Source organism: Pseudomonas fluorescens, assembly GCF_902497855.1.
In the GTDB taxonomy this organism is placed as follows: Bacteria; Pseudomonadota; Gammaproteobacteria; order Pseudomonadales; family Pseudomonadaceae; genus Aquipseudomonas; species Aquipseudomonas fluorescens_BI.
The window spans coordinates 1-25,905 of the sequence record NZ_CABVHU010000014.1; the positions used below are offsets into that span (position 1 = coordinate 1).

A 25,905-nucleotide genomic window follows, 5' to 3' on the forward strand; every position below is an offset into this window, starting at 1 on the left:
CCCGAATTTCTTGACGACCATAGAGCATTGGAACCACCTGATCCCATCCCGAACTCAGCAGTGAAACGATGCATCGCCGATGGTAGTGTGGGGTTTCCCCATGTGAGAGTAGGTCATCGTCAAGATTGAATTCCGAAACCCCTATCTGCGTATGCAGGTAGGGGTTTTGTTTTAGTAGAAGTCACCATTTTTTGCTGGCACGTTACCGTGTAACGGGCTGGTCACAGAATTTCTTGACGACCATAGAGCATTGGAACCACCTGATCCCATCCCGAACTCAGCAGTGAAACGATGCATCGCCGATGGTAGTGTGGGGTTTCCCCATGTGAGAGTAGGTCATCGTCAAGATTGAATTCCGAAACCCCTATCTGCGTATGCAGGTAGGGGTTTTGTTTTAGTAGAAGTCACCATTTTTTGCTGGCACGTTACCGTGTAACGGGCTGGTCACAGAATTTCTTGACGACCATAGAGCATTGGAACCACCTGATCCCATCCCGAACTCAGCAGTGAAACGATGCATCGCCGATGGTAGTGTGGGGTTTCCCCATGTGAGAGTAGGTCATCGTCAAGATTGAATTCCAGAACCCCTGTCTGCTAACGCAGACAGGGGTTTTGTCTTTCTGGAACCTGTAAAAGCTTTAACCTGAACCTGGGTGATGACTATCCTTTGCGCACCTTGGCGCTTCTGCGAGCGACCCGCTTGCGCCACCAGATATAGATTCCGGTCACCGACAATCCCGCAATCAGCACACCCAGCACTGCGATCAGGACTTGCCCGGTAAACCCAATGATCCGCCCACCGTGTATCGGCAATTGCAGCCGATAAAAACGTTCTCCCAGGGTGCCTTGCCCGGCGATTTCCTGTCCCAGTAATCGCCCGTCCGTACCATGGAAGAACAGCCAGGACTTTCCATGGGCCTCTGTATCATGCTGCCCAAAACCCGCCCCATAAAAATTGTACTCGAAGCTGTAATACAGCTCGCCGATTGCAGCCGTCAGTCCCAATCTTTGTCCTTCCTGCAACGCCCGTTCATAAGCCTGTTGATAACTCAGTCGCGTAACCCCCAGCTCCTCGGCAGGCATTCGCCCCCGGGCTTCATACACGCTCGGCTCAATCGGCGAAAACAGGGACACCGCTGGCTTGAAGACCTGGCTCGGCAGGTTCATGGCCACACTGCTGACAGCGATCGGCAACAACAATAGCCAAAGCCACAACCCTCCTGCGCGGTGCAGATCGAAATTCAGCCGGTGCGCATGCCCACCCTTGATCTTCCACGCGGTCGACCACTTCTTCCAGAACGGTGTCCCCCGAGGAAGCGTCAGCCATAGCGCAATGAAGCAATCGACAACCCAGGCGATCGCGACCAGTCCCATCAACCACAAACCCCAGTTGTTCGGCAGGACCAGGTTGTGGTGAAACTCGAGGATGAACGGGATGAAGTTCTCCCGCTGAAAGCAGCATGCTCCCCAGAACCGCTGCCCCCGCTGTTCGCCATTCGCAGGGTCCAGATAGAACACCTGATTGGGCTCGGCAAAAGGCTTGCCGGTCGTGGGGTCATTGCGCGGTACCGCCGCCAGTAATGCTGTATGACCCGGTTCCGACGGGTACTCCATGTACCAGACTTGCAACCGAGGATGCGCCCCTTGCAGCTGGTCGACCAAGGTGCCAGGCGGCAAAGGCTGACCCTCGGCAGAGGCCAAATAGAAGCCCGGATTGAGCCACTCGTCCAGCTCATGATTGAACGCCAGAATGCTGCCCGTCAGCCCCGCCATCAGCAGGAACAACGCGGTCGCCAAACCAATGTAGCGATGAAGTAAAACCAGAAATGCACGCATGGAATTTTCCTGCAGAAACAACAAAGCCAGCCTCTGGAATCAGGTGCTGGCCTTGTGAGAATCACGAGTGGTTAAAACTGGTAGCTCACCGTGGCGGCGACGTTGCGTTCTTCACCCAGGTAGCAGAAGTTCAGGCTGGCACAAGACGCCACGTAAGATTCGTTGGTCAGGTTGTTCGCATTCAGGCGTACGTCCACACCTTTCAAGCCCACCTTGCCCAGGTCATAGCCGACAGACGCATCGAACAGCGTGTAGGACGGCACCTTCAGGGTATTTTCCGCGTCGGCCCAGCTGTAGCCGACATAACGCACGCCGCCGCCCAGGCGCAGGCCATCCAGCGCTGCGCTGTCGAACCTGTAGTCCGCCCATACCGAGGCCATATGGCGTGGCGCCTGGGTCGGCGAGTTGCCCTTGTTCTCGATCACGTCGCTCTCGGTGCTCAACGTACTGATCATCGACTTCGAATACTCGATGTCAGTGAAGGTGTAGCTGCCGAGCACTTTCAGCTGATCGGTCAGCTGCATGTGCGCTTCCAGTTCCAGGCCTTGGGAGCGGACCGCACCTACAGCGCGATAGAAGTTTTCCTGGGGCAACTTGGTCGCCAGGTTTTCCTGGTCGATACGGAACAGCGACGCCGTGAACAAGTTGTCGGTGCCCGGCGGCTGGTACTTCAGCCCCACTTCCCACTGGGTGCCGTCAGTGGGGGCCAGAGGATTGCCGGCGCTGTCGGCGTAAGAGTTCGGGTTGAACGACTCGGAGTAGCTGATGTACGGCGCAATGCCATTATCGAACAGGTACAGCGCTCCGGCTCGCCCCGTCAGCTTGGTGCGGTCGTCACTGATTTTCGTGCCCACGGGGCGACCGGCTTCAGCCAGGCGATTTTCATCGGAGGTTTCGACCCAGTCCTGACGCAGGCCCAGGGAAAAGCGCCACTTGTCCATCTCGATCAGGTCTTGCAGGTAGACGCCAGTCTGTTCCAGGCGACGCACATAGCTGGTCGGGCTGTAGAAGTCGATGGCCGAGTTGCCGTACACCGGATTGAACGCGTCGATCGGTGCAAGACCGCCACTGGTCCAGTCGACCACCGTCTTGCGTCGCTGGTAGTCCGCGCCCATCAGCACCGTGTGTTTGGTTGCGCCGGTAAAGAACTCGGCTTGCAGCATGTTATCGACGATGAAGGCGTGGAGCTTTTCGTCGCCGCCGGTGTAATAGCGGTTCAACTCGTTACTGGTGGGCGTAGTCCAGCCATAGGCGTACACCTGATCGATCTTCACCTTGGAATCCAGATAACGAAAGTTCTGCCGCGCGGTGAAGACGTCGTTGAAGCGATGTTCGAACTGATAACCGAAGGACTGTTGATCACGCTGGAAACCGTCGATGCCCGGCTCGCCCTCGAAGAAATGTGGGGAGATTCGATCGCCATTGCGCTGATGGATTGTCCCGTCTGCCGGCACGCCGCCGTGATAGCCGCCGTCAGGGTCATGTTGCAGATAGGCTTGCAGTGTCAGCGAGGTATCTTCGGTGAAATCGATGCTCACTGTCGGTGCCAGGGCGAAGCGCTTTTCCTTGTTGTGGTCAAACTGGGTGTCGGACTGATCTGTCAACCCCGTCAGGCGATAGGCAATACGCTTGTCATCATCTACCGGCCCGCTGAAGTCGAAGCCCATGCCGCGCTGGCCTTGCGTGCCCACCGTGGCCTGGACCTGATGATAAGCCTCATACAGCGGCTTCTTGCTGGTCAGCGCCACCAGGCCGCCCGGCGAACTGCGACCGTAGAGTACCGAGGACGGCCCCTTGAGGATATCGACCCGCTCGAGAAAATAGGGGTCCACCTGCATGGTGCTGTAGGTACCGCTGTCCCCCATCGACTTGAGGCCATCAAGATAGATGTTATCCACCGAACCGTCGTTGAAGCCCCGCAGCGCCACGTAGTCGTAGCGGTGAGTCGCGCCGTACGGATTGGTCAGCACACCCGGCGTGTAGCGCATGGCCTGGGAGACGGTTTGCGAGCCCTGGTCGTCCATTTGCTCACGGGTGACCACGGACACGCTTTGTGAGGTTTCCAGCAGCGCGGTACTGGTCTTGGTGGCGATCTGGCTGTGGGTCGCGTTGTAGCCCTCCATGCTGCCCAGCGCATTACCCAAAGCGAAGCCTTTGATGTCTGTGGTGGGCAGGGCCAGGGCTTCGGGTTCAGTGCCGGGCCGCAGCACATAGCTGCTGCCATCCTGACTGACGGCCACAAGCCCCGTGCCATCGAGCAAATGACTCAACGCCTGATCCGCAGAATAGTCGCCCTGCAGTCCCGGCGACTGAAGGCCCTGGGTGTGAGCCGGTGTCGTCGACAGTGTGATGCCCGCCTGGCGCGCAAATTGGTTGAGCGCGTCGCTCAAGGGGCCGGCGGCGATGTTGTAGCGGTGGCTGCTGGCCTCGCTGCCCTGTGCTGCAATGGCGAGTGTTGGCAGCAGACCAACACCCAATGCAGTCGAGAACAGCGCTGCGCGGATGGCGTGGCGCAGAACGCATGATTGCGCTGTGTAATTGAGAGGGGGCTCGTTGAAGGCGCGCGCAGTCATTGTAGGTTTCCGTAGGAAGTCGCTGAAGTCAGGATTGAAGTGCTTACTGACTAAGCCGGGCGTGCACGGAAAACCCGCCAGAATAATTCAAGCCTGCCGCTCCAGTGTCACCCACCAGCGGGTGCGATAGCGCAGTTGCACCGGCAGGGTGTGTGGCAGGACCGCCAGCAGCTTATCGGTGTCTTCGAGACGGAAAACCCCGGAAAGGCGCAAGTCGGCAATGTCCGCCGAGCACGTCAGATACCCGTACCGGTAGCGTGCGACTTCATTGAGGAAATCCCCCAGGCGCATGTTGCGGGTCACGATCAGGCCGTCGACCCAGGCGCCGGCATCCATGTTCAGGGGCGGTACCGGTTTCGCCTGATGATGATCGATCAAATAGCTCTGCCCGGCGTCCACCCGAATCGGCACACCGTCAGCGGCCAGCGGCGAATGAATCGCGACGATGCCACTGGTGACGCTGAGTCGAGTGCAGTCGGCCTCCTGGCGCAGGATGAAACGGGCGCCCACCCCTTCATACACGCCGTGGCGACTGTGCACCCGTAACGGTCGATCGAATGAAGCGCCTTCGTCGATTCCGCCACAGGTCACGATGATTTCGCCGCGGGTCAGTTTGATCAGGCGCTGCTGCGCGGTGTAATCCAGATCCACCGCACTGGCAGTGTTGAGCTCCAGGCGTGTGCCATCGGGTAGCTGGAAGCCACGTCGCTCACCCGTGGCGGTAGCGAAGTCGGCGGTCCATTGTTGCCAGCCCACTGCATCCTTGCCCAGCCAGGCGGCAGAGCCCATCAGCAACACGCCCGACAGCAGCTTCAGCGCCTGGCGTCGGCCCAGTCCCTGGGCACTGTTTTCCAGCGTGTTGAAGGCGACTTGCGCACCGGGTACCGCCCGCAAATTGCTGGTCAGTTCGGCATGCAGGGATTGCACGCGTTGCCAGGCCAGTTCGTGTTCCTGGTGTTCGGCCCGCCAGCTATCGCATTGCTGGCGCAGCCTTGGATTGGTCGCGTTATTACGCAGCCGCAGCAACCAATTGATGGCTTGCCTGACCACCTGCTGATGCAGCTCGCCATGGCGATTCGATACTGAACTATCCATCGGCATCATGCTTCGTACCGCAACACGTAGCAGTGATACAGCGCGTCGGCCACATAGCGCTCTACCGAGCGCAGGGACAAGCCCATCTGCTCAGCGATCTGCTTGTGGGTCAGTCCTTCGCACTGAGCCAACAGGAACGCCTGACGCACTTTCGGCTTCAGGCCTTCAAGCAGGCGGGCGATGCTTTCCAGCAGTTCGAGCACCAGTGCCCGCGCCTCGGCGCTCGGGGTTTCGGCCTCCGGCAAATGGGCGATGGTTTCCAGGTAGGCGCGTTCGATTTCTTCTCGGCGCCAATGGTCGATCACCAGGCCGCGGGCGATGGTGCGCAGAAAGGCGCGTGGTGCCTTGAGCTCCAGGCGTTCGGTGCGTTGCAGCAGGCGAACGAAAGTGTCCTGGGCCAGATCCGCCGCATCGGCGGCATTGCCCAGTCGAGCGCGCAGCCATGTGTTGAGCCAACCGTGATGGCTACTGTAAAGCGCCTGTACTGCAAACTCAGGTGAGGACATGTACGCGACAGCCCGAACGTCACAAATGATAATTAGTCGCATTGTTATCAAGGGCTGGGGAATTTGCAACTGCTGCTGAGCGGAAGGTCAGTTGGACCGCGTTATCGTTCAATCGTCGGAACGCCGCCCGGAGCAAGCTCGCTCCCACAGTTGATCTTCAATGGACACAGTATTTGTGTACGACGCAGATCCAATGTGGGAGCGAGCTTGCTCCGGGCGGCGTTCCGACGATAGCGATGTACCTGTCACCGCTGAAACGAAGCTTTACACAAACAGTTTCAACACATTGTTCATCGCATCATCGGCAAACCCCTGCACGAACGCCTTGAACCCCGGCAAGGCTTCGGCATCACCCTGCGCCGGTTCGGCAATGATGGTCCAGGTCGCCCGCGACCTGTTCGCCCCGAGCGCTTCTACACTCATCGCCGCCCACAACCGGGCCACGCCCAAGGTGTTGTAGATCGTGGTCCAGGTCATGCTCCGTGCCTGCTCATCCCGGGAATTGAGTTGTTCGACCACCAGATTGCCGTCCCTGAAGAATTTCTTGCGCAGGGACGACACGCCTTCGCCGGTCATCTCGATGTGCGACAGCGCCGGTATGAAGCGATCGAAGCCGGCAAAGTTGCCGACTACCGCCCAGACTTGCGCGGCATCGGCCGGCACTTCCACGGACGCTACGACAGCGCCGCCTTGAGGGTTTTCAATCAGGGTATCGGGTTTCAGAGTGCTCATGGTATTGCTCCGTTGCGGGTTGGGATGCATCAGATGAAATTGATTTCTTTGAGGTAGTCGCAGCCGCGACGCAGCAGCGCCGGGGATTTTTCCGGGTAGTGCGTGCCCATCCGGCGCACGCCAGCGTCGGCGTTGTCATGGCCGATCATCGAGATATCGCCGATGTCTTCTTCGAAGCCGTTGAGGTAGAAACCGAGTACGCCGAACAGCGCGTTGTCGCTGTCGACCCGGCCCAGTTGCTGTTGCCAGTCGGCGACGCTGACCATCGAAAATTCCCGCCCGGCCTCGCGAAATGACGCGACGTAGGCGTCCCAGCTCAAGGGCTCGGGGTTGTGCAGGTTGAACACCGCTTTGTCGGGCTGATAACGGTTGGCGTGGAAGGCAATGAAACGGGCCAGGAAATCCACCGGCATCAGGTCGAAGTTCAACGCGAACTCCGGTACCTGACCGAGCTGGATCGAGCCCTTGAGCATCAGCATCAAACGATTTTTATGGGGTTGGCAGACCCCTGTGAGGCTGTTGAAACTGATGTTGCCGGGGCGATACAGATTGACCCGCACCCCACGCTCGCGAGCCCGCTCGAGGATGCGTTCAGCGACCCATTTCGACAGGTTGTAGCCGTTCTTGATGTAGATCGGCGGGGTCTGTGCGGCAGGCAACTCAAGAACCCGGCCATCGGCGGAAAGGGTGCTGGACGCCGAAAGCGTCGAGACGAAGTTGAAGATCTTTTTGCTGCGCCCTTCACACAATCGCAGGCATTCGAAAATCGGTTCGACGTTGTCCCGTGCCAATGACGCGTAGTCGAGGACGTGATTGACGTTGGCGGCGTTGTGCACCAGTGCGCCGAACTCCAGATCCAGTCGCTCATGGACATCCGCGGCGAGCCCCAGCCGGGGGCGGGTAATATCCGCCGCATAAACCTGCACCCGGCTCAGGTCCAGATGCTCGAGACGGTTCTCGCGCAAGGCCTGGGCAAAACGTTCGGCCGCCGATTGCCCGCCACCCTCACGTACCAGGCACGCGACTTCGCTGGCGCCCCAGGACAGCAGTGCCTCGACGATGTGCACACCGACAAAACTGTTGGCGCCGGTGACGATCACCTTGTGTACGTCGCCCATGGCGTTCACCGGCAAGGGCTGCACATCCAGCTCGCGGAAGGCGTCGGCCATGGCCTGTTCGCTCAACACTTCTTCAGTGCCGGAGCCACGCACCAGCGTCGCCAGTTTGCTGATGGTCGGCTGTTCGATGAAGCGGTTGATCGAGATGCTGCGACCGAATTCTTCACGCAATCGCAGGAGCATGCGCGACAACAGGATCGAGTGGCCGCCCAGGTTGAAGAAGCTTTCGTCGGTGCAAATATCGCTGGCCGGCAACTCCAGCAACTCGGCCCAGATCGCCAATAACAAGGCTTCATCGGCACTGGCGGGCAAGCGCCGTGGGTGGTTCTCGGTGATGCTGACGGGCAGCTCCAGCAGCGCCTGGCGGTCGACCTTGCCGTTGCTGGCGAACGGCATGCTCGCCAGTTCGGTCCATGCCGTGGGCTGCATGTAATCCGGCAGGCACTCAATGGCGTGTGCCTTGAGCGCTTCACGAGCGGTGCCGGGCTGATCTTCCTGAGACTGCGCAAGAAAGGCCAGGATGCGCCGCTGGCTGTCGATGACCACCGCCACCTGGCGGTATAGCCGACTGTCGCGCAGGCAGCGTTCGATCTCTTCCGGCTCGACCCTGAACCCCCGGATTTTCACCTGATTGTCCCGGCGTCCGCACAGCTCGATGCCTGCGCCGGTCCACTTGGCCATGTCGCCGGTGCGGTAGGCGCGCAGGCGCTCACCATTGGCCAGGTGCAGATTCAAATAACGTTCGGCGGTCTGCTGCGGGTTGTTCAAATACCCCATGCACACCCCCGGGCCGACGATGTACAACTCACCTGTGGTCTGTTCAGCCACCGGTTGCAAATTTTCATCGAGAATCAGCACCTGGCTGTTCGCAATCGGCGCGCCGAGGGTGCGATTGCTGTCGCCGCTGCGCAGTTGTCGCGCGGTGATCAGTACCGTGGCTTCGGTCGGGCCATAGAGGTTGTAGAGCTTGCCCTGGCGGGTCAGTTGCTCGATGACCCAGGGCTCGCAGACATCGCCACCGGTCATGACATGATCCAGGCTCTGCAATTGATCCAGCGGCAGGATGCTCAACAGCGCTGGCGGCAAAAAGGCGTGGCTCAGTCGTTGGTGGCGGATCAGTTCCACCAGTTGCAGCGGGTCGCGACGTTGATCGTCGCTGGGCACAATCAGCTCGGCACCCTGCAGCAGGGTCGGGAAAATATCGATCAGCGACGAGTCGAAACTCAATGACGAAAACTGCAACACCCGGCTCTGTTCGGTCAGTTGCACATAGTCGGCGTACCACGCGCTGAAGTGGGCGAGGTTGGCCTGGCTGAGCAACACGCCTTTGGGATGGCCGGTGGTGCCCGAGGTGTAGAGCGCCATGCAGGGCGCGTCGAGATCGGGTCGCTGGCGCATCAAGGGTTGATCGAAAGCTGCATCATCGATGTCGATGCGGCTGAGATCCAGACCGGGCATTTCGGTCGCGAGCGGGTGTTGCCCGTCATGCAGCAGCAACACCGCACCGGCATTCGACAGGATGTACTGCTGGCGTTGCGGCGGATGGCTCGGCTCCAGTGGCAGATACACCGCACCGCTGCCGAGAATCGCCAGAATTCCCGCATACAGTGCGCTGCATTTCGCCAGGCAGATCCCGACCACCACGGGTGCCGGGTGCTGATCGAGCAAGGGCTGCAAACGCTGCGCAATGGCGCGGCTCAGGGCATGCAGTTCGCGATAACTCAGCGACGTGCCGGCGACGGTCAGCGCCGGTCGCCCGGCGGACTCGATGAAGCGTTGCTCAAGGCGCTCGATCATCGGCGTCTGCGCCCGTTGCAGCAGCCAGGGTTGTGCTGTGGCGTTGAGTCGATGGACGAAGGCCAGGCGCTCCAGAAACAGCAGATTCTCCACCTGCTCGAAAGAGGCGCAGGCAGCGGGCGGGGCGAGCAGAAAAAACTCGGCATCCCGGGAGTAGCGGCTGATCAACAGCGCCACGTGGTCCACCAGTTCTGCCACGGCTCGCACACGCAACGCCTGACCGTTACCTGAAGGCTCATCGGCAATCGGCACGCGAGTCAGCAGTGTCGAGCCGTACAGGCACAGCAGGTCCAGCGGCGGCAGGCCTGAGACTCCCGGCGTACCGACGCCCAGTTGCAGCGTCAGCCGCGGTACGTCGCCAAAGGAATCAACGGGCAGGCTGGCGTCGTCGATCAACACATCGACGTGCCCCGTGGGCCGCTCGTCGAAGGACGCCAACCGCCTCGGCGCATGACCCTGTTGTTCGAGTTCCAGCGCCAGGTCGGTCAAGGCCTGGCTGCGTCCAATGAGCAGAATGTCGAGACGTCTCATGATGTGCTCCTCGTTAAGCCAGGTAGTCGCCCAGGGCGTCTTGCACGCACGGCGAGTCGAGCAGCGAACTGCTGCGAAAAAACCGCACGATGTTGGCGACCAGCGGGTGATGGCGATTGATCGGGAAGGCCAGCCCCGAGACTTCGCCCCTGAGTGCGCGGCGTGCGCCATCGCTGATCGGCAAGGACTCGATCAGCCGCAAGTCAAAGGACTTCTGGATGTCGTTGGTCAGGTACTGGCCGATGAACACCGGCAGGATGTGCGCAATGCATCGACGGTCGTCTTCGCTTGCGGTGTGCCAGTAGATGCGTACCAGCCGCGTCCAGAAGCCGGAGTGGCGGCCCTCGTCGAGCAGATGGTCGGCCATCAAGCCCTTGATCGACTGCTTGACCGTGTCGTCCTTGGCGAACGCGGCGACATCTCCAGTGACGGTGTTCTCGGCGATGGCCACACAGATCAGTTCCACGGCGCTGCGCAGGTGTTGCGGTGCGAGTGCGACGGCCGCCGGAATCGCCCGGCTCAATTCGATTTCATCCGGTAACCCGATCGGCGTGATGCCGGTCATGGCAATGGTCTGCTGCATGAAATCCATGGCCACCAGCGCGTGGTAGTCCTCGTCCACCACCACCGTCATGGCGTCGTAACGGCAGGCGAACGGGAAGGCCAGCGGGAAACGGTTTTTCGCGATGCTGCGAGCGGTCTTGTCGACGATCTCGGTTTCGAAGATCACCACGTCGTTGATGAACTTGTAGAGCGTCTGCACCAGGGCAAAATCGCGCTGCCCGGGGCACTCGCGCAGGAAGGTTTCGCTCAGCACCAGCGGCTGACGGCTCAAGGGATAGATCAGCTTGTCGTCGTTCTCCAGCACGCGGCGCGGGCGGGTGCGGATAGTGGCGCGGCTCTCCCAGGCGTCGGCGAAGGATTGGTAGTCGGCGGCGTTCATGCGTTCACCTCGGCCACTGCTTCGCTCATGCTCAGGCGCAGCCCGTCCCACAGGGCGATGCGGCTTTCCACGGCGGCGATGGCGCTGGCATGGACGTCTTCTTCACGCTGCGGATCGCCATCGACCCACCGCGCGAGCAGTGTTTCCGCCGCCGGGCCGTGGTCCTCGGAATCGACTTCGATGTGCCGCTGCAGGTAATAACGAAAGGTCGGTGCTTGCTCGATGCCGATGCCCCAGTCGTCGAGAATGCGCTGGAACATCTGCGGGATGACGCTTTCGCGACCGTGCAGAAAGGCCGCCGCGACACAATGGCCCGGTGCGTGCAGCGCAGTGTGCAAGGTGTGACGCACGAACTGCGCGGCCGCCGGATCGACCTCCACGCTTCGCAACGCCACGTCATAGCTGACACCTTCGCGTTGCAGCGCCACGAAGCGTTCCACCGCGGCCGTACGTGCACCGACTTCGCGCATGGCATCCAGGTACAACTCGAAGTGGCTGTAGTGACCCCGCCCCGGACGGTCATCGGACTCTTCACCCAACACGATCTCGTTGATCAGGCGCGCAGCCTGCGGATCTCGTGGCGGCAGCCAGGGCAGTTGGACGCAGGTCAGTTCCTGTTGCAAGCGCTTGGTCAGCGACATGAAATCCCATACCGCAAACACATGGAACTCCATAAAGCGTTGAAGTCGCGGCAGCGAATGTATTTCAGAAAAGATTGGGTGTGCGCCAAGTTCTGATTTCTTTAGATCAAGACGGTATTTAGTCGATGTCATTGTCGAGCCTGTCAGTGGTGTGATCAATAATTAACGGTCATATAAAGTTCTGCAGGCGAGCGAACGCCTCAAACTAATTGATGCCGGTTGGATGTCTGCAATTCGTCTGGTTTAGGCTTGCCAGCCAGTGCTCAATGGCGACGAGGAAAAATTAATACATAAATAAAGTTACAGGCAAGTTATTTCGTTATTATTTTAAAGCCCAACTTTGTTGGGCGTGAGAAGTTTCAATAAGACTTTTTGATAAAGTTTTATTTAGGCGTAGTTGCTCCTTCCGACTTATATAAGTCAGAACCGAAACAGAGAGTGAATGCCTCACTCGAAGCAACTTTCTAATTAAGAGCGTCAAGATGATCTGAGGGGGTGGAAGTGGGCCGGGACTGCCGCCGATTCTTCCTTTCCCGTGAAAAGACTCCTTCCGTTGGTCCTGGTGCGAGGACGGCTCCGCTCGTGCGGTGCGTCATCCGTTCTTTATTCGTCGGCAGCCCAAGAGTGAGCGTAATTGAAGGCAGCCGCCATCATCGACGCGTGAATGCAGTCGGTGCAATGATCGGGCAGGAGGGTGGCGGATCTAAGACAGGACTTTGCAGGGAGGGATAATCGCGGCAAGCCAGGACAAGCAGACAGGTTTGCCTGCTCAAGCCTGCCGCTGGAGTTACTTCGCGGCTTTGCGGTTCTTTGCCGCAGGACTGTCGAGGTAACGCGTGATGACCTCGACGCCGCGATTAAGGTGTTGTTCGAGCATCTTCACCGAGCGTTCAATGTCGCGGTCTTCCACGGCCCGTAACATCGCCCGGTGATCCTCCTGGGACAGTTTGCCCAGACCCATGGCTTCCAGGTTGAAGCGCAGGAAGCGTTCTTCCTCGTTCAGGCCGTCTTCCACCAGCTTCAACAGCCGCCGGTTCGGCGCCTTGCTGTACAGCGACATGTGGAACAGGCGATTGAGCCGGCCGATTTCGGTGTAGTCGTGTTGCGCTTCCAGTTCATCGATGTAGCGGGCAGCCTGTTGAAAATCCTCATGGGTCAGCAACGGGATCGACAAGCGCAGGGCTTCGGATTCCAACAGGATCCGCAACGCGTAAGTTTCAACGGAATCGCCCTGGACCAGCGGTGCGACCACCGCACCTTTATGAGCGGTCACGTTGAGCAACGATTGGGCTTCGAGCTGGCGCAAGGCTTCGCGAACCGGCATGCGGCTGACACCGAACAAGTCAGCCAGGTCCTGCTGGCGAAGGGCGGCGCCGCAAGGGAGGCGACCATCGAGTATGGCAGCACGCAGGGTCTCTTCGATCACCGAACGAGCCAGATGAGCAGGAATCGGCCCGTTGACCTTGATGCTACTGAGAGGGTTGGGCTTCTGTGTCACTACAACGCACCCTGATTGACTGAGATGAATTTTGGATCCAATTGACACTAGTATAGTTATACAAGATGTCAAACAATGTAGAGGACTGTATCAAAAGTTTAGCGCGTCACCAGTGATCTCACCGTGCCATTGTCTTTTACCAGGCCAGCCTTCACCATCCATCGACTCTATCTGCCCAACCTGGAAGCCTCGCCTTGGCGGCATCTTTCGCGATTCCCCGGACAGTGCGCTGGCTATGCGGCGCGTTGCTGCTGGCTGGCGTGATGCCGGGCGGTCTGCACGCAGACTGGGACTTTTCCCTGATCAGTCGTCGGGCGCAGGCATTATACGGACCGCTGGGTGAAGGTCAGCAACGCATTGATGCCTGGCAGCAGTTGTTGGCCACGCAGAAGCAGATCGGCGAGCCAGAACAGCTCAACGTGGTCAACCAGTTCTTCAACAGACAGCTGCATTACGAAGAGGACATCGAGCTGTGGCGTCTGGACGATTATTGGCAAACCCCGATCGAAGCCTTGTGGAAAGGCGCCGGCGATTGCGAAGACTTCGCTCTCGCCAAATATTTCAGCCTGCGCCATCTCGGTGTTTCCAGTGACAAGTTGCGTATCACCTACGTCAAGGCCGTGAGCCTGAACCGCGCCCATATGGTGTTGACCTATTACTCGACTCCCGAGGCCGTGCCACTGGTGCTCGACAGCCTGATTGATGCGATCAGGCCCGCCAGCCAACGAACCGACCTGCTGCCGGTCTACGCTTTCAATGCCGAAGGGTTGTGGCTACCGGGCGCCAAGGGCAACAAACAGGTGGGTGACACCAAACATCTGTCCCGTTGGCAGGATGTGCTGAAGAAAATGCAGGCAGAAGGTTTTCCTGTCGAGACGACTCACTAGGAGCACGCCCTCGGATGTCTCTGTTCAAACAGCTGTTGATCGCTATCTGCCTGTTCCTCGTGGTCGCCTTCACCGGCAACTTCATGGTCAGCCTGGAAAGCTCGCGTGCCCAATACGTCAACCAGTTGCGCTCCCACGCCCAGGATGCCGCAACGGCGCTGGCGCTGTCTTTGACCCCGAACATCGACGACCCGGCGATGGTCGAGCTGCTGGTCAGTTCGATCTTCGACAGCGGGTATTACGCGAGCATCCGGGTAGTCGATCTGTCGAACGATAAGACCCTGGCAGAGCGCAGTGGCGTGACGGCGGTGAGTCAGGTGCCGGACTGGTTCGTCGACCTGATCGGCCTGGAACCGGCGGGCGGCAATGCCCTCGTCAGCCGCGGCTGGGAGCAGGCCGCCAGGGTCGAAGTGGTCAGTCACCCGATGTTCGCGCTGGCCAAGCTCTGGCAGGGTGCATTGGGCAGTCTGGGCTGGCTGCTGATCTGCGGCGTGGTCAGTGCGGTACTGGGCGCGTTGTTGTTGCGCCGGCAATTGAAGCCGCTCGACTACATGGTCGAGCAGTCCCACGCCATCGCCCGCCGGGAATTCCTCAGCCTGCCAGACTTGCCGCGCACACCCGAACTGCGCCGGGTGGTGCAGGCCATGAACCAGATGGTCGAAAAGCTCAAGGCGCTGTTCCAGGAGCAGGCCGAGCGCAGTGAAAAACTGCGGGCCGAGTCCTATCAGGACAGCCTGACCGGTTTGGCCAACCGGCGTTATTTCGAGATGCAATTGAACGCGCGGGTGAGTAATCCGGAACAGGCAAGCTCCGGTTATCTGCTGCTGTTGCGGGTGAAGGATCTGGTCGGACTGAACCAGCGCCTGGGCGCTCAACACACCGATCAGCTGCTGATCGCGGTCGGTGGGCAACTGTCCCGTGAGTGCGCCAGATACCCGCAAACGCTTAACCTCATCACGCGTATCCGTGGCGGCGAATTCGCCGTGCTGGCGCCGGGGCTGGTGCGCGAAGAAGCGCTGGAACTGGCGCAGAGCCTCGACGCTGCCTTGGCCAGCTTGCACGCGACCGGCGCCACCGACGTGGCGTCGGTCGCCTCGATCGGGCTGGCCCCTTTTGTTCATGGCGACTCGCCGCAAGCGGTCCTCGGACTGGCAGACCAGGCATTGGCACAGGCTGAAGGCCAGGGCGAGAATTGGGTCCGCCTTGACCGCAGCGCAGCGGCCGGTATTGGGGATGACCACCATGCCTGGCACAGCTTGCTTGACCGGGCGCTGGATCAGCAGCGTTTCAAGCTGTATTTCCAACCGGTGGTGGCCAGCCAGGACCGGCAATTGGTACTGCACTATAAAGTGCTTTCGCGATTGATCGACGACCAGGGCCAGAGCATCCCCGCCGGGCTATTCCTGCCATGGCTCGAGCGCTTTGGCTGGACCGCGCGCCTGGACCGTCTGATGGTGCAACAGGTGCTTGACCAGATGGCCGATCATCAAGCGTCGCTGGCGCTGAACCTCTCATACGCGACATTGGCCGACCCACAGGCGCTGAATAAAATCGTCGAGATTTTACGTGCGCATTCCAACCTGGGATCGCGGCTGACCCTGGAAATAGGCGAGGAGCAACTGCCGGAGCAGGCGGTACTGGAAGCGCTGACGCGACGTCTGCGGGAACTCGGGTTTTCCCTGAGCCTGCAGCACTTTGGCGGGCGCTTCAGCATGATCGGCAATCTGGCGCGGCTTGGGTTGGCCTATCTGAAGATCGACGGCAGCTACATCCGGGCGATTGACCGGGAGCGTGACAAGCGGGTGTTCATCGAGGCGATTCAGCGTGCTGCCCACAGCATTGATCTGCCGTTGATTGCCGAGCGGGTGGAGACTGAAGGTGAGTTGTTGGTGATGCGTGAGCTGGGGGTGTATGGGGTTCAGGGGCGGTTATTTGGTGAGCCCGAGCCTTGGCAGTAAGGCCCTGAAGTTGGGTCGTCAGTACCGATAACGAAAAATCGAGAGACTAAATCAATCCCGCCTCATCATCGACCAAACGACTCAACCCGCCCAGCGCCTCACGGGCCTGGGACCGGTCCATCAGCTTGGCTTGCGCGGCGGCCGGCAGATCGGTCACGCGAATTACCCCTTTGCTGGTCAATACCTGGATCAAGTCATCGAGGACCCGGATCATGTCCAGGTCACTTTGCTGGAGCTGCTTGAGGCTGGTGGCCATGACTTCGCTGGCGAACCAGACCTGCAGGTCGGGGTGGTCGGCCGGCAGCATTTCAGTGGCCTCGGCGTAGGCTTCGGTTTCCACGCGCATCAGTCGGCCTTCTGCATTGCGTTGCACATAGAACATGGCGCATCCCTCGAGAGTTGATTCCATGACAGCCAAGAGCAGCATAGGCCAATCGCCGGTTGTGCACGTTTGGATCTATCGCACGGGCAGGTCGCCGGCGTACGGCGTCTGCAAATCACGCTCCGGAATTTCCCATATCAGCAGCTTGGGTGGCGTCTGCTGATAGGCGGGGCGGGCGAAATAGCCTTTGGCGGCTCCCGAGAATTCGCCGCCGTCCTTGCCGAAATTGCCGATAGGCGCACCCAGCGCTTCTTCCAGGAACCCGGCAAAGTTGGAGTTGCGCGAAAACGACGTGCCGATCAGTGCGGTGTTGGGCAGGTTGTCATCGCCGAATAGATCGTCCAGCGTATCGGCATCGTCGGTGGACGCGGCCAGCTCTTCACGGATCACCGATTGTACCGTCTGCTCGCCAGGTGGTTGCAGGGTCTGCGGCAGCCAATCGAGCCCGGCCAGACGAACCAGATCCCCCGCTCGCGGCCGAGCCTCGGGTGAGTTCACCAAAAAGTTCTTTTGAGGTGACGCTTGCAAGCCCATGTTCCGAACCTGCGCTGCTACTGCCTGGGCGGCGACTCTTGCGCCTGGTTCGCTCCAGTGGGTATCGGTACGCAGAAACGCTTGCTCGCCCAAAGGCTGCAATGCGCTCGTCAGGTCCAGCGCTGCGACGCCAGCGGCCTGCAAGGCGGCGGTCCACAGGTGTATGCGTTGCTGCAACACCTGTGGGCGATGCAGATCGCACAATGCGGAGCTGGCGATGCGGCTTTTGTCCGGCACCACGCTCACCAGCAGGGTAATGCCTCGGGTGGCCAACTGTTTGTTCAGGCTGATCACCGCGTCCGCCTTGGCGTTGGCATTGTGCTCGGCGTGGCGATTGAGCTGCATCTCGTCGGTCAGGAACAGCCAGCCAGGACAGCCTTGTCGAACCCGAGGGCCTGAGTCTTCAAGCAATAACCAGCTGGCGCCGCGTTCCAGATTGGCAGCGCCCACCGGTAGGGACGCCCTGGACAATTGCTTGGCGATCCGGTGAGTGACGTCTCCCCCCAGAATGGCCTCGGTGGTCAGCGTGGGTGGTAGCAGTTCCACGTGTCGATGCCAGACCAGCCAACTGCTGGACGCCAGGCCACCGATCATGAACATCACAAATGCCACGCCCGCGACCGGGCTCACACGCAGTGCCAGAGTGCTGGGCGGCACCGGTGCGGTGGAAGGCGAGGGCTCGATCGTCGTCATCAGAATTGAAAGTACAGAAAGGGCACGGATTCACGGCTCGCGATCAGCGCGAACGAGAGCATGAAACCCGCCACGGGCCAAAGGGCCGCAGACGCCGTGAGTAGTGCGGTGTTTGCGAATCGTCTTTCAACATAAGGCTGCAGCAGCGGAGCGACAATACACAGTACCCCCAGCAAGGCCGCCAGGCTGTGAACCGGACGCAACGCCACACCCAAGGCATCGCCCAATGCCAGGCCATGCAGGCCGAACTGGCCGGCGTACATGTTCAGCGCCGAGGCGAAGTCCGGGGCGCGGAACAGCGTCCACGCCAGGCACACGAACAACAGCGTCAGGGTGTGCGAGAGCACATTGGGCAGGCTCGGCAGGTTCGACCGCACCCAGGCGCGATCGATGCACAAGGCCATGCCGTGGGCCGATCCCCACAGCAGGTAGTTCCAGCTATCGCCACCGTGCCAGAGGCCGGCGATGGCCATGGTCAGGAACAGGTTGCGGTAGGTTTTCCAGGTACCGCCACGGTTACCGCCCAACGCAATGTACAGATAGTCGCGCAGCCAACTGGACAGCGACAGATGCCAGCGCCGCCAGAAGTCCTGGATGCTGCTCGCAAGATAGGGGCGGTTGAAGTTCTCGGGGAAGTGAAAGCCCAGCATCAAGCCCAGGCCGATGGCCATGGCGCTGTAGCCGGCAAAGTCAAAGAACAGTTGCAAAGAATACGCAAGACAGCCGATCCAGGCATCGACGAACGATGGATGCTCCAGGTGGAAGGCGATGTCGACGATGGGCGACAGGGTGTCGGCCACCAGCACCTTCATCGACATGCCGATCATGAACCGACGTGCGCCCAGCGAGAAGTTCTGCCAGCTGGCCGACCGTTGCACCAACTCGCGCCGGACCCAGTCGTAGCGGATGATCGGTCCGGCAATGGAGTGGCCGAACATGGAAATGTAGGTGGCGTAATTGATGAAGTTACGCTCCGCCGGCACGGTGTGGCGGTGCACATCGACCAGGTAGGAAATCGCTTGCAACACGATAAACGACAGCCCCGCCGGCAGCGCCACCCGCTGCCAATCAAGTGGCATGGCGCCGTACCAGGTGATCAGGTCGCTCCAAGTGTAAGCCAGGATATTTGCGTACTTGTACCAGCAGAGCACGGCGGTGTTGAACACGATCAGTGCAATCAGCAGCCGCACCCGCAGCAGCGATTGCTCGCGGGTCCGGTCGATGATCAGGCCACCGACCCAGGCGACAATCGTCAGCATCACATGCAACGCCAAAAACAGCGGGCTCAACCAGCCATAGAAAAACCAGCTGCCCAACAGCAGGACAACGTTGCGCCAGGCCGGGCTGCCCAGCGCATAGACCAGCAGAAATGCCGGCAGGAACAGTGTCAGGAATTCAAGCGAGGCGAAAACCATGTCTGCGTCGCTATCCGATCAGTGGGTCAGAGAATCCGTGATGGCCAGCAGTTTGGCGCCAGGCAGCAAGAATAGGCTGTAGCGTTCCCCGGCCCTGAGTTCGCCAAGATCCAGGGTTGTGCCTGCATTGCTGTTGGCACACACCAGCTGCACGGACAACTTGACCGGATTGATGGATCTGCGTTGCACGCTTCCCAGGCTGACTGCTTTGAAAATATCGGCATTTCGACCGGCTGGGCGCAGGCTTGCATCGCGGCAGCTGGCGTCCGTATTGAAAAAAGCCAGCGAAGCCTTGAGGCCATTGAAGTCATCTGGCGTTTCACGAATCGTTGTCTGCACAAGGCCCGATTTGGCATCGGGCAGGGCGACGATCGTCACAAACTCGCCAGGCGAAAAGCCAAGGGCGAGGGGTACGCTCTGCCCTTCAGCTGTCATCGTGCCCTCCAGCGATCTGCCCGGCTGGACGGGAAGGTAACCGGAAACCCAATACCGCCCATCCAGTTCAAGGCGCGTCGATGCAGCGTCAACCGCCAGTGGCGTAGCATCGGGCAAGGCATTTACAAAGCGCACAAAGGCCGAGTCTTCGCTCGGCCCGGTGCTGTACAGCGGGATATCCGCACACGTGGCGGTGGTGCTCAGAAAGGCGCAAAGCAGGCCACCCGCCCATGGATGCCAGCCCTTCACTTATAGGCCCCTTTCACTGCCTCTTTGGGCAGATTGCCCAGCGCGGTACCAATCGCATTTGCCCAGGATTTGTACCCGGCAATAGTGAAATGCTGGCCATCGATCGTGACCCACTCGCCGGGTTTGGAAAAACTCAGGGAGTCGATATAGGTGCACGGTGCAACGTTGGTGGCGAGGAATTTCGACATCAATTGCGTGCGCGCATCATTCTTCTGATAAGGACCGCCTGCCTTGCCCCACGCTGGACCGACCCAGGCGCACTTGGCACCGGTGGCGGCGATTTCCTTGGTCAGGCTGGTGACGTTTTGCCAGGCCCAGGCCTTGGGAAAGGCCGGGTTATCGTAGGACGCCATAGTGTCGGCAATGATGATCACCACCAGGTCCGGTTTTTCCGCGGCAATCAGCGTCTTGATCGGCGTGGTGCTGGCCTCGCGGCCTTTGATCACTTGCTTGCCGTTGATTTTATGTTCAGCGCCACAATCGGCTTTCTTGGTAATCAGCCAGTCGGCGGCATTCGCGCCGCAAGCGCCAATGGAGTGAACGAGTGCACCTTGGCGTGTCAGGTTATCGTTCAACGGCTCCATCAGCGTGTCTACGAGGCTCATGTGGCTCTCGCCCAAAACGAGAAGCGTCAAGCCGGCAATGGCTGAAGCAGGCATTGAGTGTTCCTTCGATCAATTGGAATAGGGGGATTGATAGGGGCTGACTGGCAAGGTCATCGGGCCTGTCATGTCCTCGAACATATAGCGAAGGTACATGGCACCCGAGAGCTGTCGGTAATCACGAGCGTTGTCCACCCCCAGGTTGCCGCCCAGGAAGAAGTTGCCGCCCATGCGGTATTCACCCGAGGCGGCGAGGTTGTATCCCACACCGGTCTTGTTCAGGCCAGAGTACTGGGCATCTCCAGCCGCGGCTTGCAGGCCCGAGTCGGTCGGGAAATAGTCGGCACGGTCCTGTTCGAAGTGCTGCACGCCCACCGAGCCTTTGATCTGGTAAGAGAGGTTAGCGGTGCGCTGGCTCCAGGACACCGGCATACCGATGGCAAAGAAGCTCTGCGGGCTGAAATAGCCGCCGTGGCCATAGGTGTAGAAGCCTTGGTTGTTTTCATAGGACAGCGCGTTGGCGCTGACACCGATGGTCAACTTGCTGTCAGGATCCTCTTCACCCAGGTACCAATAGACGCCGCTGCCAATCTCGCTACGGGCGTTGGACTCCACGTTGTTGCCTTCGAGCTTGTGCCAGGAAGCGAAGCCATAGACCCCCACTTGCTGGTTGTCGTAGCTCAGCTGGCCGCGTGCACCATTGGCTGTCACACCCCCCCAGCTCTGGCCGGTACGTGCATCGCTGGTGCCTGCAAACGACGTCACACTGTCGGTGACCGGACGGCGTGAAGCATTTACCCCGTAGCGGAAGTTGGAGTTAGCCTCGAAGGGGCGATCGACACTGACACCGCCCGCAGCGGTCGTGTAGCGAAAGCCCATGGGTGTCGTGCCGATATCGGCCTTGATCCCGTGCTCGGGGTTCTCGATCGCTACCGACAGACCCACACCGGTGTCTTTCTGTGAACCGGTAGAGTCCTCTGCCGCGACGGTCGGCCCGCCGCCAAAGCGTTGCGCCGAGTCCGAATTGGCGCTGCCGGCGTTCACCGTCACCGGGGTCACGCGAACGGCCAGGCGGTTGTTGCCGGCCGGGAAGTTGGCTTCAAAAGGCGTTTCGACGGCCGTCATCTTGCTCAGGCCATCTTCGCTGTTGTTGCTTCGCACGCTCACGCCCTGCGCCACGTAGGCGCTGCGCTCTTGCAGAATGTCGTTGAGTGCCAGCTGCGCGGGCGTCATGTCGTTGCGTGGGTCGCTGGACATTGCCGGTGCTGCGAAGGGGTTGTCCGAAGGGCCCTGTCCTGAAGGCGGTCGGCCATAGCCTTGCTGTACATAACCGGCAGTCTGCTGCACATGACCTTGTTGTACATAACCGGCTGGCTGCTGCACATAACCTTGCTGTGCATAACTGGCCGGCTGCTGCGCATAACCTTGCTGCGCATAGCCAGCAGGTTGTTGAGCATAGGTCGGGGCTGCCTGGGGAGCACGGACAGGCTGGGCGTACCCTGCGGGCGCTTGCCCGTAAGCCTGCGCCGGTGCCGGGTAGTCCTCGGCCATCGGAGCGGGAATGCTGTCGATCGGGCTCGCATAGCCTTGTGATTGTCCCGACTGGCCGGGATAGGCATCCGTCACCACTTGCGGCACGGGGTCGGTTGCGCTCGGGATCGATTCGGCCGGCAACGGAACGACGGCTCCCGCCGCCAGGGTAGTTGCACGGCGACGTTGGCCGGGCATCCCGGCAAAAGGATTAGCCCCCGCATTGGAGGCATAACCTTGCGCCGGTACGGGTGGATTGAGTATGTCCTGCTCTCCGGTGGCGGCTTTGCGCAGCAGTGTCGCGGCGTCTCCCGAGCGGCCCATGCTGTTGTAGATCCGTGCTGCCGTGATCAGCAGTTGGGGGTCGCCGGGCGCAAGCTTCACCGCACGATCCACGGCTTGTTCCGCGAACGAGCGGTCCTGCGCCTGAAGCGCGGCATCGGCCGCACTGATCAGCAATTGCGCATTGTTGGCGTCTCGCTGGACCAGTGGGCGATAGAGCTCGAAGGCTTTTTTCCGATTGCCGCTGGCGGTGTACATCCGTGCCAGGGCGGAGACGGCGACACTGTCGCCCGGGCGCTGGGCCAAGGCTGGAGACAGTGTGTCATAGGCGGCCACCAGATCACCGCGCTCGCGCAGGCGGTCAGCCTGACGAACACGATAGGCATACAGCAGATCATCGTACTGGGCGCGTGCCTGCGTGCCCATCGGTTGCCCCTGCAGGTCATGCAGGATGCTGCTGACTTCCGCATCTTCGCCGCTCTTGAGCAGTACGCCGGCGTATTGCAGCAACAGCTCCGCTGACGGTCTTGGCGTCTGGGCCAGCAGGCTGCGCATCAACACCAGGCCACGGGCCGGGTCACCGGCATCGACATAGGCCATCGCCAGCGATGCCAGGCGGGCCGGTCGCATTTGCCCGCTCAAGGACGATGTCAGCGGTTCGCTACGCTCAAGCAGCGCCAGTGCTTCTTGTTTTTGCCCGCGCCTGGACACTTCGAGTGCCTTGCGGATCTGCACATTGAGCTCGACGTCGGCGGCCAGCTCTTTCATGTCCGGGGTGCGTTCGGCGACGGGAATGCGCGAGAGCGCCGCCTGGGCCTTTTCCCATTCCTGCATCTGGGCGGACAACAATGCGCTGGTGTAGAGCGCATCGGGAAGGTCCGGCCGGGCTTTGAGCAGCTCATCGACAAGTTTGCGAGCGGTTTGCGTCTCGCCGTTGCGAAGGTGGATGCGCGCCAGGGCGAATCGTGTCCAGGCGTCGTTCGGGTCCGCGCGCAGGGCCTCGCGGTAAGCCTGCTGGGCGCTGGCCCAATCCCCGCGCTGCTCGGCTGCCTTGGCTTGTTGCGTAGCGCGCAGGCCTCGCAAGCGGTTGGCATCGCCAAAGCCGGCTTGCTCGGTGGGGGACAGTTTGTCCAGCCACTTGAGCGCTTCGTCAGCCTTGCCGGCCTGGGTCAACACACCAAGCAGACCGCTGCGTGCATCGGCATTGGCAGGATACCGCGCCAGTACCTGGCGATAAGTCGTTTCAGCGACATCCAGCTTGCCGTCCTGAGCCTCAAGCCCTGCCAGCGCCACCAGCCCTGCCGGTTCGTTGGGCTGTTTGCGGATGGCTTGCTGGAACAGTTGACGCGCCTGGCTCACGCGCCCCAGGCGTTGTGTTTCACGGGCGCGTTCCAACAACGCCCAATACCGCACATTTTCCAATGCCGGTTGCCAGCGATTGCCGCCCGGTTGCCGAGTGGCCTGCTCAAGGTGTTTTTCGGCTTCGCCCAAACGGTTGAGTTGCTGGTACACCACGCCCATGCCGCCGAGTGCGTCGACGTCATTGGGTTTTTGTTGCAGACGCGCCTGAAATTCTTTTTCCGCCGTGCGCTTGTCACCGGCATCGAGCGCCTTCAGGCCACGGACCACATGGGGGTCCTGTTGCCAGGCGGGGGCTTCTTTTACCAAGGCATTGGCCTTGTTCATCCGCGCCCGAATATCGTCATCGTCCGGGTGGACTTTGAGGAACTCTTCGAACAACGGCTTTTGAGCGGCTGTCGGCGTGTCGATCCAGGTCAGTGCCAGGCGCCAGCTTTCATCAGCATCGCCACCGATATCGGCGCGGGTCGACAGTTTGGCCAGGGCACGAACACCTTCGGCACGGCTGTCTTCGCGGCGCACCAACTGCTTGGCGAAAAACAGCGGCACGTACGGGTCGCTGGTTTTTTCCCGGATCAGCCGCTCAAAACCACGACGGGCCTCGGGCCAGCCGGCGTCGGTATAGGCCAGGTTGTTGTAGTACTCGCGTGCGAACAGCCCCTGCGGCTCGCGCCCACCCAGCACCTTGCGGTACTGCACAGCGGCGCCTTCGTGGTCACCGGCATCGACCAGACGGCGGGCTTCCTGAAGCTGTTTCTGGCCCACGGCCGAGGCCATGGCGATCTCTTGCTCCAGCCGTTCGGCTTGCGGCGCAGCAGGCTTCAACGCCTTGAGCCGGGTGAGATACGGGTGGGCCTGATCGGGCTTTTTCTGCTGGATAGCAACCATGCCAAGGCCAAAAAGGGCATCGGGTTGATTGGGCGAAAGACGCAGCAACTTCTCCCAGATCTCGGTAGCCCGTTGCGGGTTCTGGCGAGACTGCCAGTAGTTGCCCTGTTCGATCAGCAATGCTTGTGGATCGGTGGTCTCGGCCGGAGCGGAGGTACAGACCAGCGCAGCCAGGATTGCGACGGCTAGTGTGTGGCGGCGCGGGTACATGCGGACTCCCAGGATAGCTTCAATGTTCCGTCTTTGAGGAACAGATAACGTTGTTCTGCCCAGCCCAGACCGAACAGGCTAAGCATGTAGTGGTAATACATCGGTTGCACATTGCCGGTGCGCATCTGCTCCTGCACCTTCTTCAAGGCTTGCTCGGCAATGCGCTGCTGCTGCTCGGCCAGCCAGGGTTGCCCCTTGGCCAGAAAATACGGGATCAAGGCCGCCGAAAACCCGTACGGGCCATTGCCTTCGGTGCTGGCGCTGATGACTTGAATCTTTTCCGGCGGAATACCGCTTGAGGCGGTAGCCGTTGCCATGCCGTCCAGGCGAGCGAGGATCGGGGCCGCCAGCGGGTCGCTCTTGGGCGTCATGCCGGCCCAGAGGTAGACGCGTATGGCGTCATAGCTGCCCAGCTGGCCTTTGAACGGATCGATGACAAACAGACCCGAGGTGGCCGAGGTCCCGCGGTAGCCGACCCAGTCGGCGACAAAGCCATTGGGGCTGGAATCACGCAGCAGTCTGGCGGTGTTCTCAGCCACCTCTTGCCAAGGGCCCGCAGGTGCTTCCTTGGCCAGTCGGCGCAAGAGTGGTATGGGCAGGTAACTGGCATTCAGGCGCCACAGGTGGTCTGGATGCACAAAGCCTTCCGGGCCTGGCAACACCATTTTGCCCAGCCCCGGCAAGTCGACCAGCAGGCGCGACTCGATATTGGCCAGCAGGCGCTTGGCGTCCTCGCGGTAATCCGGGCGCTGCCAGATCCGAGCGGCTTCCAGTAGCGCGTAGACAAACCACAGGTCGGCATCGGCTGCGGAGTTCGCATCCTGGATCGCCCACTTTCCGTCTTTGCCCTGGCCCCACAACCAGCCCGGCAAATGCGTGCCGATGTCGCTGGAGGCCATGTTGGCCGCGGTCCAGCGCCAGAGTCGGTCGAAGGTCTGCGGATCGTTGCCGATCAGGGCGAAGAGCATTCCGTAGGATTGCCCCTCTGATGTGCTTTGCTGTGGGTTCAGGCTGGAGCCGAGCATGCGCCCGTCTTCCTGTATGTAGCGCTGCGCAAAGTCCTGCCAAAGCGGCCAGTTCGAAGCGCTGCAAGCCTGGGCGTGAGCAGCGCCGGGTAGCAGCATCAGGCCGCCGATCATGCCCAGCACTGTCCCTCGATACCCGCCCGTGCTCGCACGCAGCACGCCGCTGAAGGCTTTAACCATCTCGCC

The 25,905-nt window shown here is 60.5% G+C and carries 18 protein-coding genes and 3 rRNA genes; 5 read left to right on the top strand and 16 right to left on the bottom strand.

What is annotated here, in order from left to right:
• The first annotated feature begins 9 nt into the window (after positions 1 to 9).
• The 3 genes from rrf (F8N96_RS24750) (at position 10) to rrf (F8N96_RS24760) (ending at position 571) form a co-directional block, all read left to right on the top strand.
• A 5S ribosomal RNA gene (rrf, locus tag F8N96_RS24750) occupies positions 10 to 125 on the top strand.
• A gap of 107 nt (positions 126 to 232) precedes the next feature.
• Positions 233 to 348 (top strand): 5S ribosomal RNA (gene rrf, locus F8N96_RS24755).
• A gap of 107 nt (positions 349 to 455) precedes the next feature.
• Positions 456 to 571: ribosomal RNA gene (gene rrf / locus F8N96_RS24760) — 5S ribosomal RNA — on the top strand.
• A gap of 89 nt (positions 572 to 660) precedes the next feature.
• On the opposite strand, the gene F8N96_RS24765 is transcribed toward rrf (F8N96_RS24760), so the two are convergent.
• The 9 genes from F8N96_RS24765 to F8N96_RS24805 all read right to left on the bottom strand — a co-directional run bounded on the left by F8N96_RS24765 (position 661) and on the right by F8N96_RS24805 (position 13,270).
• The gene (locus F8N96_RS24765; RefSeq protein WP_150800037.1) at positions 661 to 1,836 is read right to left on the bottom strand and encodes a PepSY-associated TM helix domain-containing protein; all 1,176 of its coding nucleotides are present in this window, start codon (positions 1,834 to 1,836) and stop codon (positions 661 to 663) included.
• 71 nt (positions 1,837 to 1,907) lie between these two features.
• Positions 1,908 to 4,409 (bottom strand): TonB-dependent siderophore receptor, encoded by a 2,502-nt coding sequence (locus tag F8N96_RS24770; RefSeq protein WP_150800038.1) that lies wholly within the window; start codon positions 4,407 to 4,409, stop codon positions 1,908 to 1,910.
• 87 nt (positions 4,410 to 4,496) lie between these two features.
• Positions 4,497 to 5,510 carry a FecR domain-containing protein gene (locus tag F8N96_RS24775; protein ID WP_150800199.1) on the bottom strand — a complete coding sequence of 338 codons (1,014 nt, stop codon included), beginning with the start codon at positions 5,508 to 5,510 and terminating at the stop codon, positions 4,497 to 4,499.
• Positions 5,510 to 6,010, bottom strand: a complete 501-nt coding sequence (locus tag F8N96_RS24780) for a sigma-70 family RNA polymerase sigma factor (protein WP_150800039.1) — start codon at positions 6,008 to 6,010, stop codon at positions 5,510 to 5,512. The genes F8N96_RS24775 and F8N96_RS24780 overlap by 1 nt, the downstream gene beginning before the upstream one ends.
• Positions 6,011 to 6,274: 264 nt before the next feature.
• Positions 6,275 to 6,742: an SRPBCC family protein gene (locus F8N96_RS24785; protein WP_150800040.1), complete on the bottom strand. Its 468-nt coding sequence runs from the start codon at positions 6,740 to 6,742 to the stop codon at positions 6,275 to 6,277.
• 29 nt (positions 6,743 to 6,771) lie between these two features.
• Positions 6,772 to 10,188, bottom strand: coding sequence for an amino acid adenylation domain-containing protein (locus F8N96_RS24790; RefSeq protein WP_150800041.1), 3,417 nt, complete (start codon positions 10,186 to 10,188; stop codon positions 6,772 to 6,774).
• 13 nt (positions 10,189 to 10,201) lie between these two features.
• Positions 10,202 to 11,131: a diiron oxygenase gene (locus F8N96_RS24795; RefSeq protein ID WP_150800042.1), complete on the bottom strand. Its 930-nt coding sequence runs from the start codon at positions 11,129 to 11,131 to the stop codon at positions 10,202 to 10,204.
• Positions 11,128 to 11,904 carry a DUF3050 domain-containing protein gene (locus F8N96_RS24800; RefSeq protein ID WP_150800043.1) on the bottom strand — a complete coding sequence of 259 codons (777 nt, stop codon included), beginning with the start codon at positions 11,902 to 11,904 and terminating at the stop codon, positions 11,128 to 11,130. Before F8N96_RS24800 ends, F8N96_RS24795 begins: the two co-directional genes overlap by 4 nt.
• Before the next feature lie 655 nt (positions 11,905 to 12,559).
• Entirely contained in the window at positions 12,560 to 13,270 is a 711-nt protein-coding gene (locus F8N96_RS24805) for a GntR family transcriptional regulator (protein ID WP_150800044.1), read from the bottom strand.
• A 194-nt stretch (positions 13,271 to 13,464) separates the two neighbouring features.
• Here F8N96_RS24805 and lapG point away from each other — a divergent pair, with 194 nt between their 5' ends.
• Both lapG and lapD read left to right on the top strand, forming a co-directional pair.
• Positions 13,465 to 14,157 (top strand): cysteine protease LapG, encoded by a 693-nt coding sequence (gene lapG / locus F8N96_RS24810; protein ID WP_150800045.1) that lies wholly within the window; start codon positions 13,465 to 13,467, stop codon positions 14,155 to 14,157.
• Between the two features lie 14 nt (positions 14,158 to 14,171).
• A complete protein-coding gene (gene lapD, locus F8N96_RS24815) occupies positions 14,172 to 16,115 on the top strand; it encodes a cyclic di-GMP receptor LapD (protein WP_150800046.1) in 1,944 nt (647 codons plus the stop codon).
• 46 nt (positions 16,116 to 16,161) lie between these two features.
• Here lapD and F8N96_RS24820 read toward each other — a convergent pair whose 3' ends face one another.
• The 7 genes from F8N96_RS24820 to bcsZ form a co-directional block, all read right to left on the bottom strand.
• Positions 16,162 to 16,497 carry a tryptophan synthase subunit beta gene (locus F8N96_RS24820; protein WP_150800047.1) on the bottom strand — a complete coding sequence of 112 codons (336 nt, stop codon included), beginning with the start codon at positions 16,495 to 16,497 and terminating at the stop codon, positions 16,162 to 16,164.
• A 75-nt stretch (positions 16,498 to 16,572) separates the two neighbouring features.
• On the bottom strand, positions 16,573 to 17,724 hold the full coding sequence (locus F8N96_RS24825) for an alginate O-acetyltransferase AlgX-related protein (protein WP_150800048.1): 1,152 nt from the start codon (positions 17,722 to 17,724) through the stop codon (positions 16,573 to 16,575).
• Complete coding sequence (locus F8N96_RS24830; RefSeq protein ID WP_150800049.1) at positions 17,724 to 19,139, bottom strand: MBOAT family O-acyltransferase; 1,416 nt, start codon at positions 19,137 to 19,139, stop codon at positions 17,724 to 17,726. Before F8N96_RS24830 ends, F8N96_RS24825 begins: the two co-directional genes overlap by 1 nt.
• An 18-nt stretch (positions 19,140 to 19,157) precedes the next feature.
• Positions 19,158 to 19,823 (bottom strand): alginate O-acetyltransferase AlgF, encoded by a 666-nt coding sequence (locus F8N96_RS24835; RefSeq protein WP_224789576.1) that lies wholly within the window; start codon positions 19,821 to 19,823, stop codon positions 19,158 to 19,160.
• The gene (locus F8N96_RS24840; RefSeq protein ID WP_150800050.1) at positions 19,820 to 20,482 is read right to left on the bottom strand and encodes an SGNH/GDSL hydrolase family protein; all 663 of its coding nucleotides are present in this window, start codon (positions 20,480 to 20,482) and stop codon (positions 19,820 to 19,822) included. The genes F8N96_RS24835 and F8N96_RS24840 overlap by 4 nt, the downstream gene beginning before the upstream one ends.
• A gap of 15 nt (positions 20,483 to 20,497) precedes the next feature.
• Positions 20,498 to 24,694: a cellulose biosynthesis protein BcsC gene (locus F8N96_RS24845; RefSeq protein ID WP_150800051.1), complete on the bottom strand. Its 4,197-nt coding sequence runs from the start codon at positions 24,692 to 24,694 to the stop codon at positions 20,498 to 20,500.
• Positions 24,670 to 25,899, bottom strand: a complete 1,230-nt coding sequence (gene bcsZ, locus F8N96_RS24850) for a cellulose synthase complex periplasmic endoglucanase BcsZ (protein ID WP_412071824.1) — start codon at positions 25,897 to 25,899, stop codon at positions 24,670 to 24,672. The genes F8N96_RS24845 and bcsZ overlap by 25 nt, the downstream gene beginning before the upstream one ends.
• Between the last annotated feature and the right edge of the window lie 6 nt (positions 25,900 to 25,905).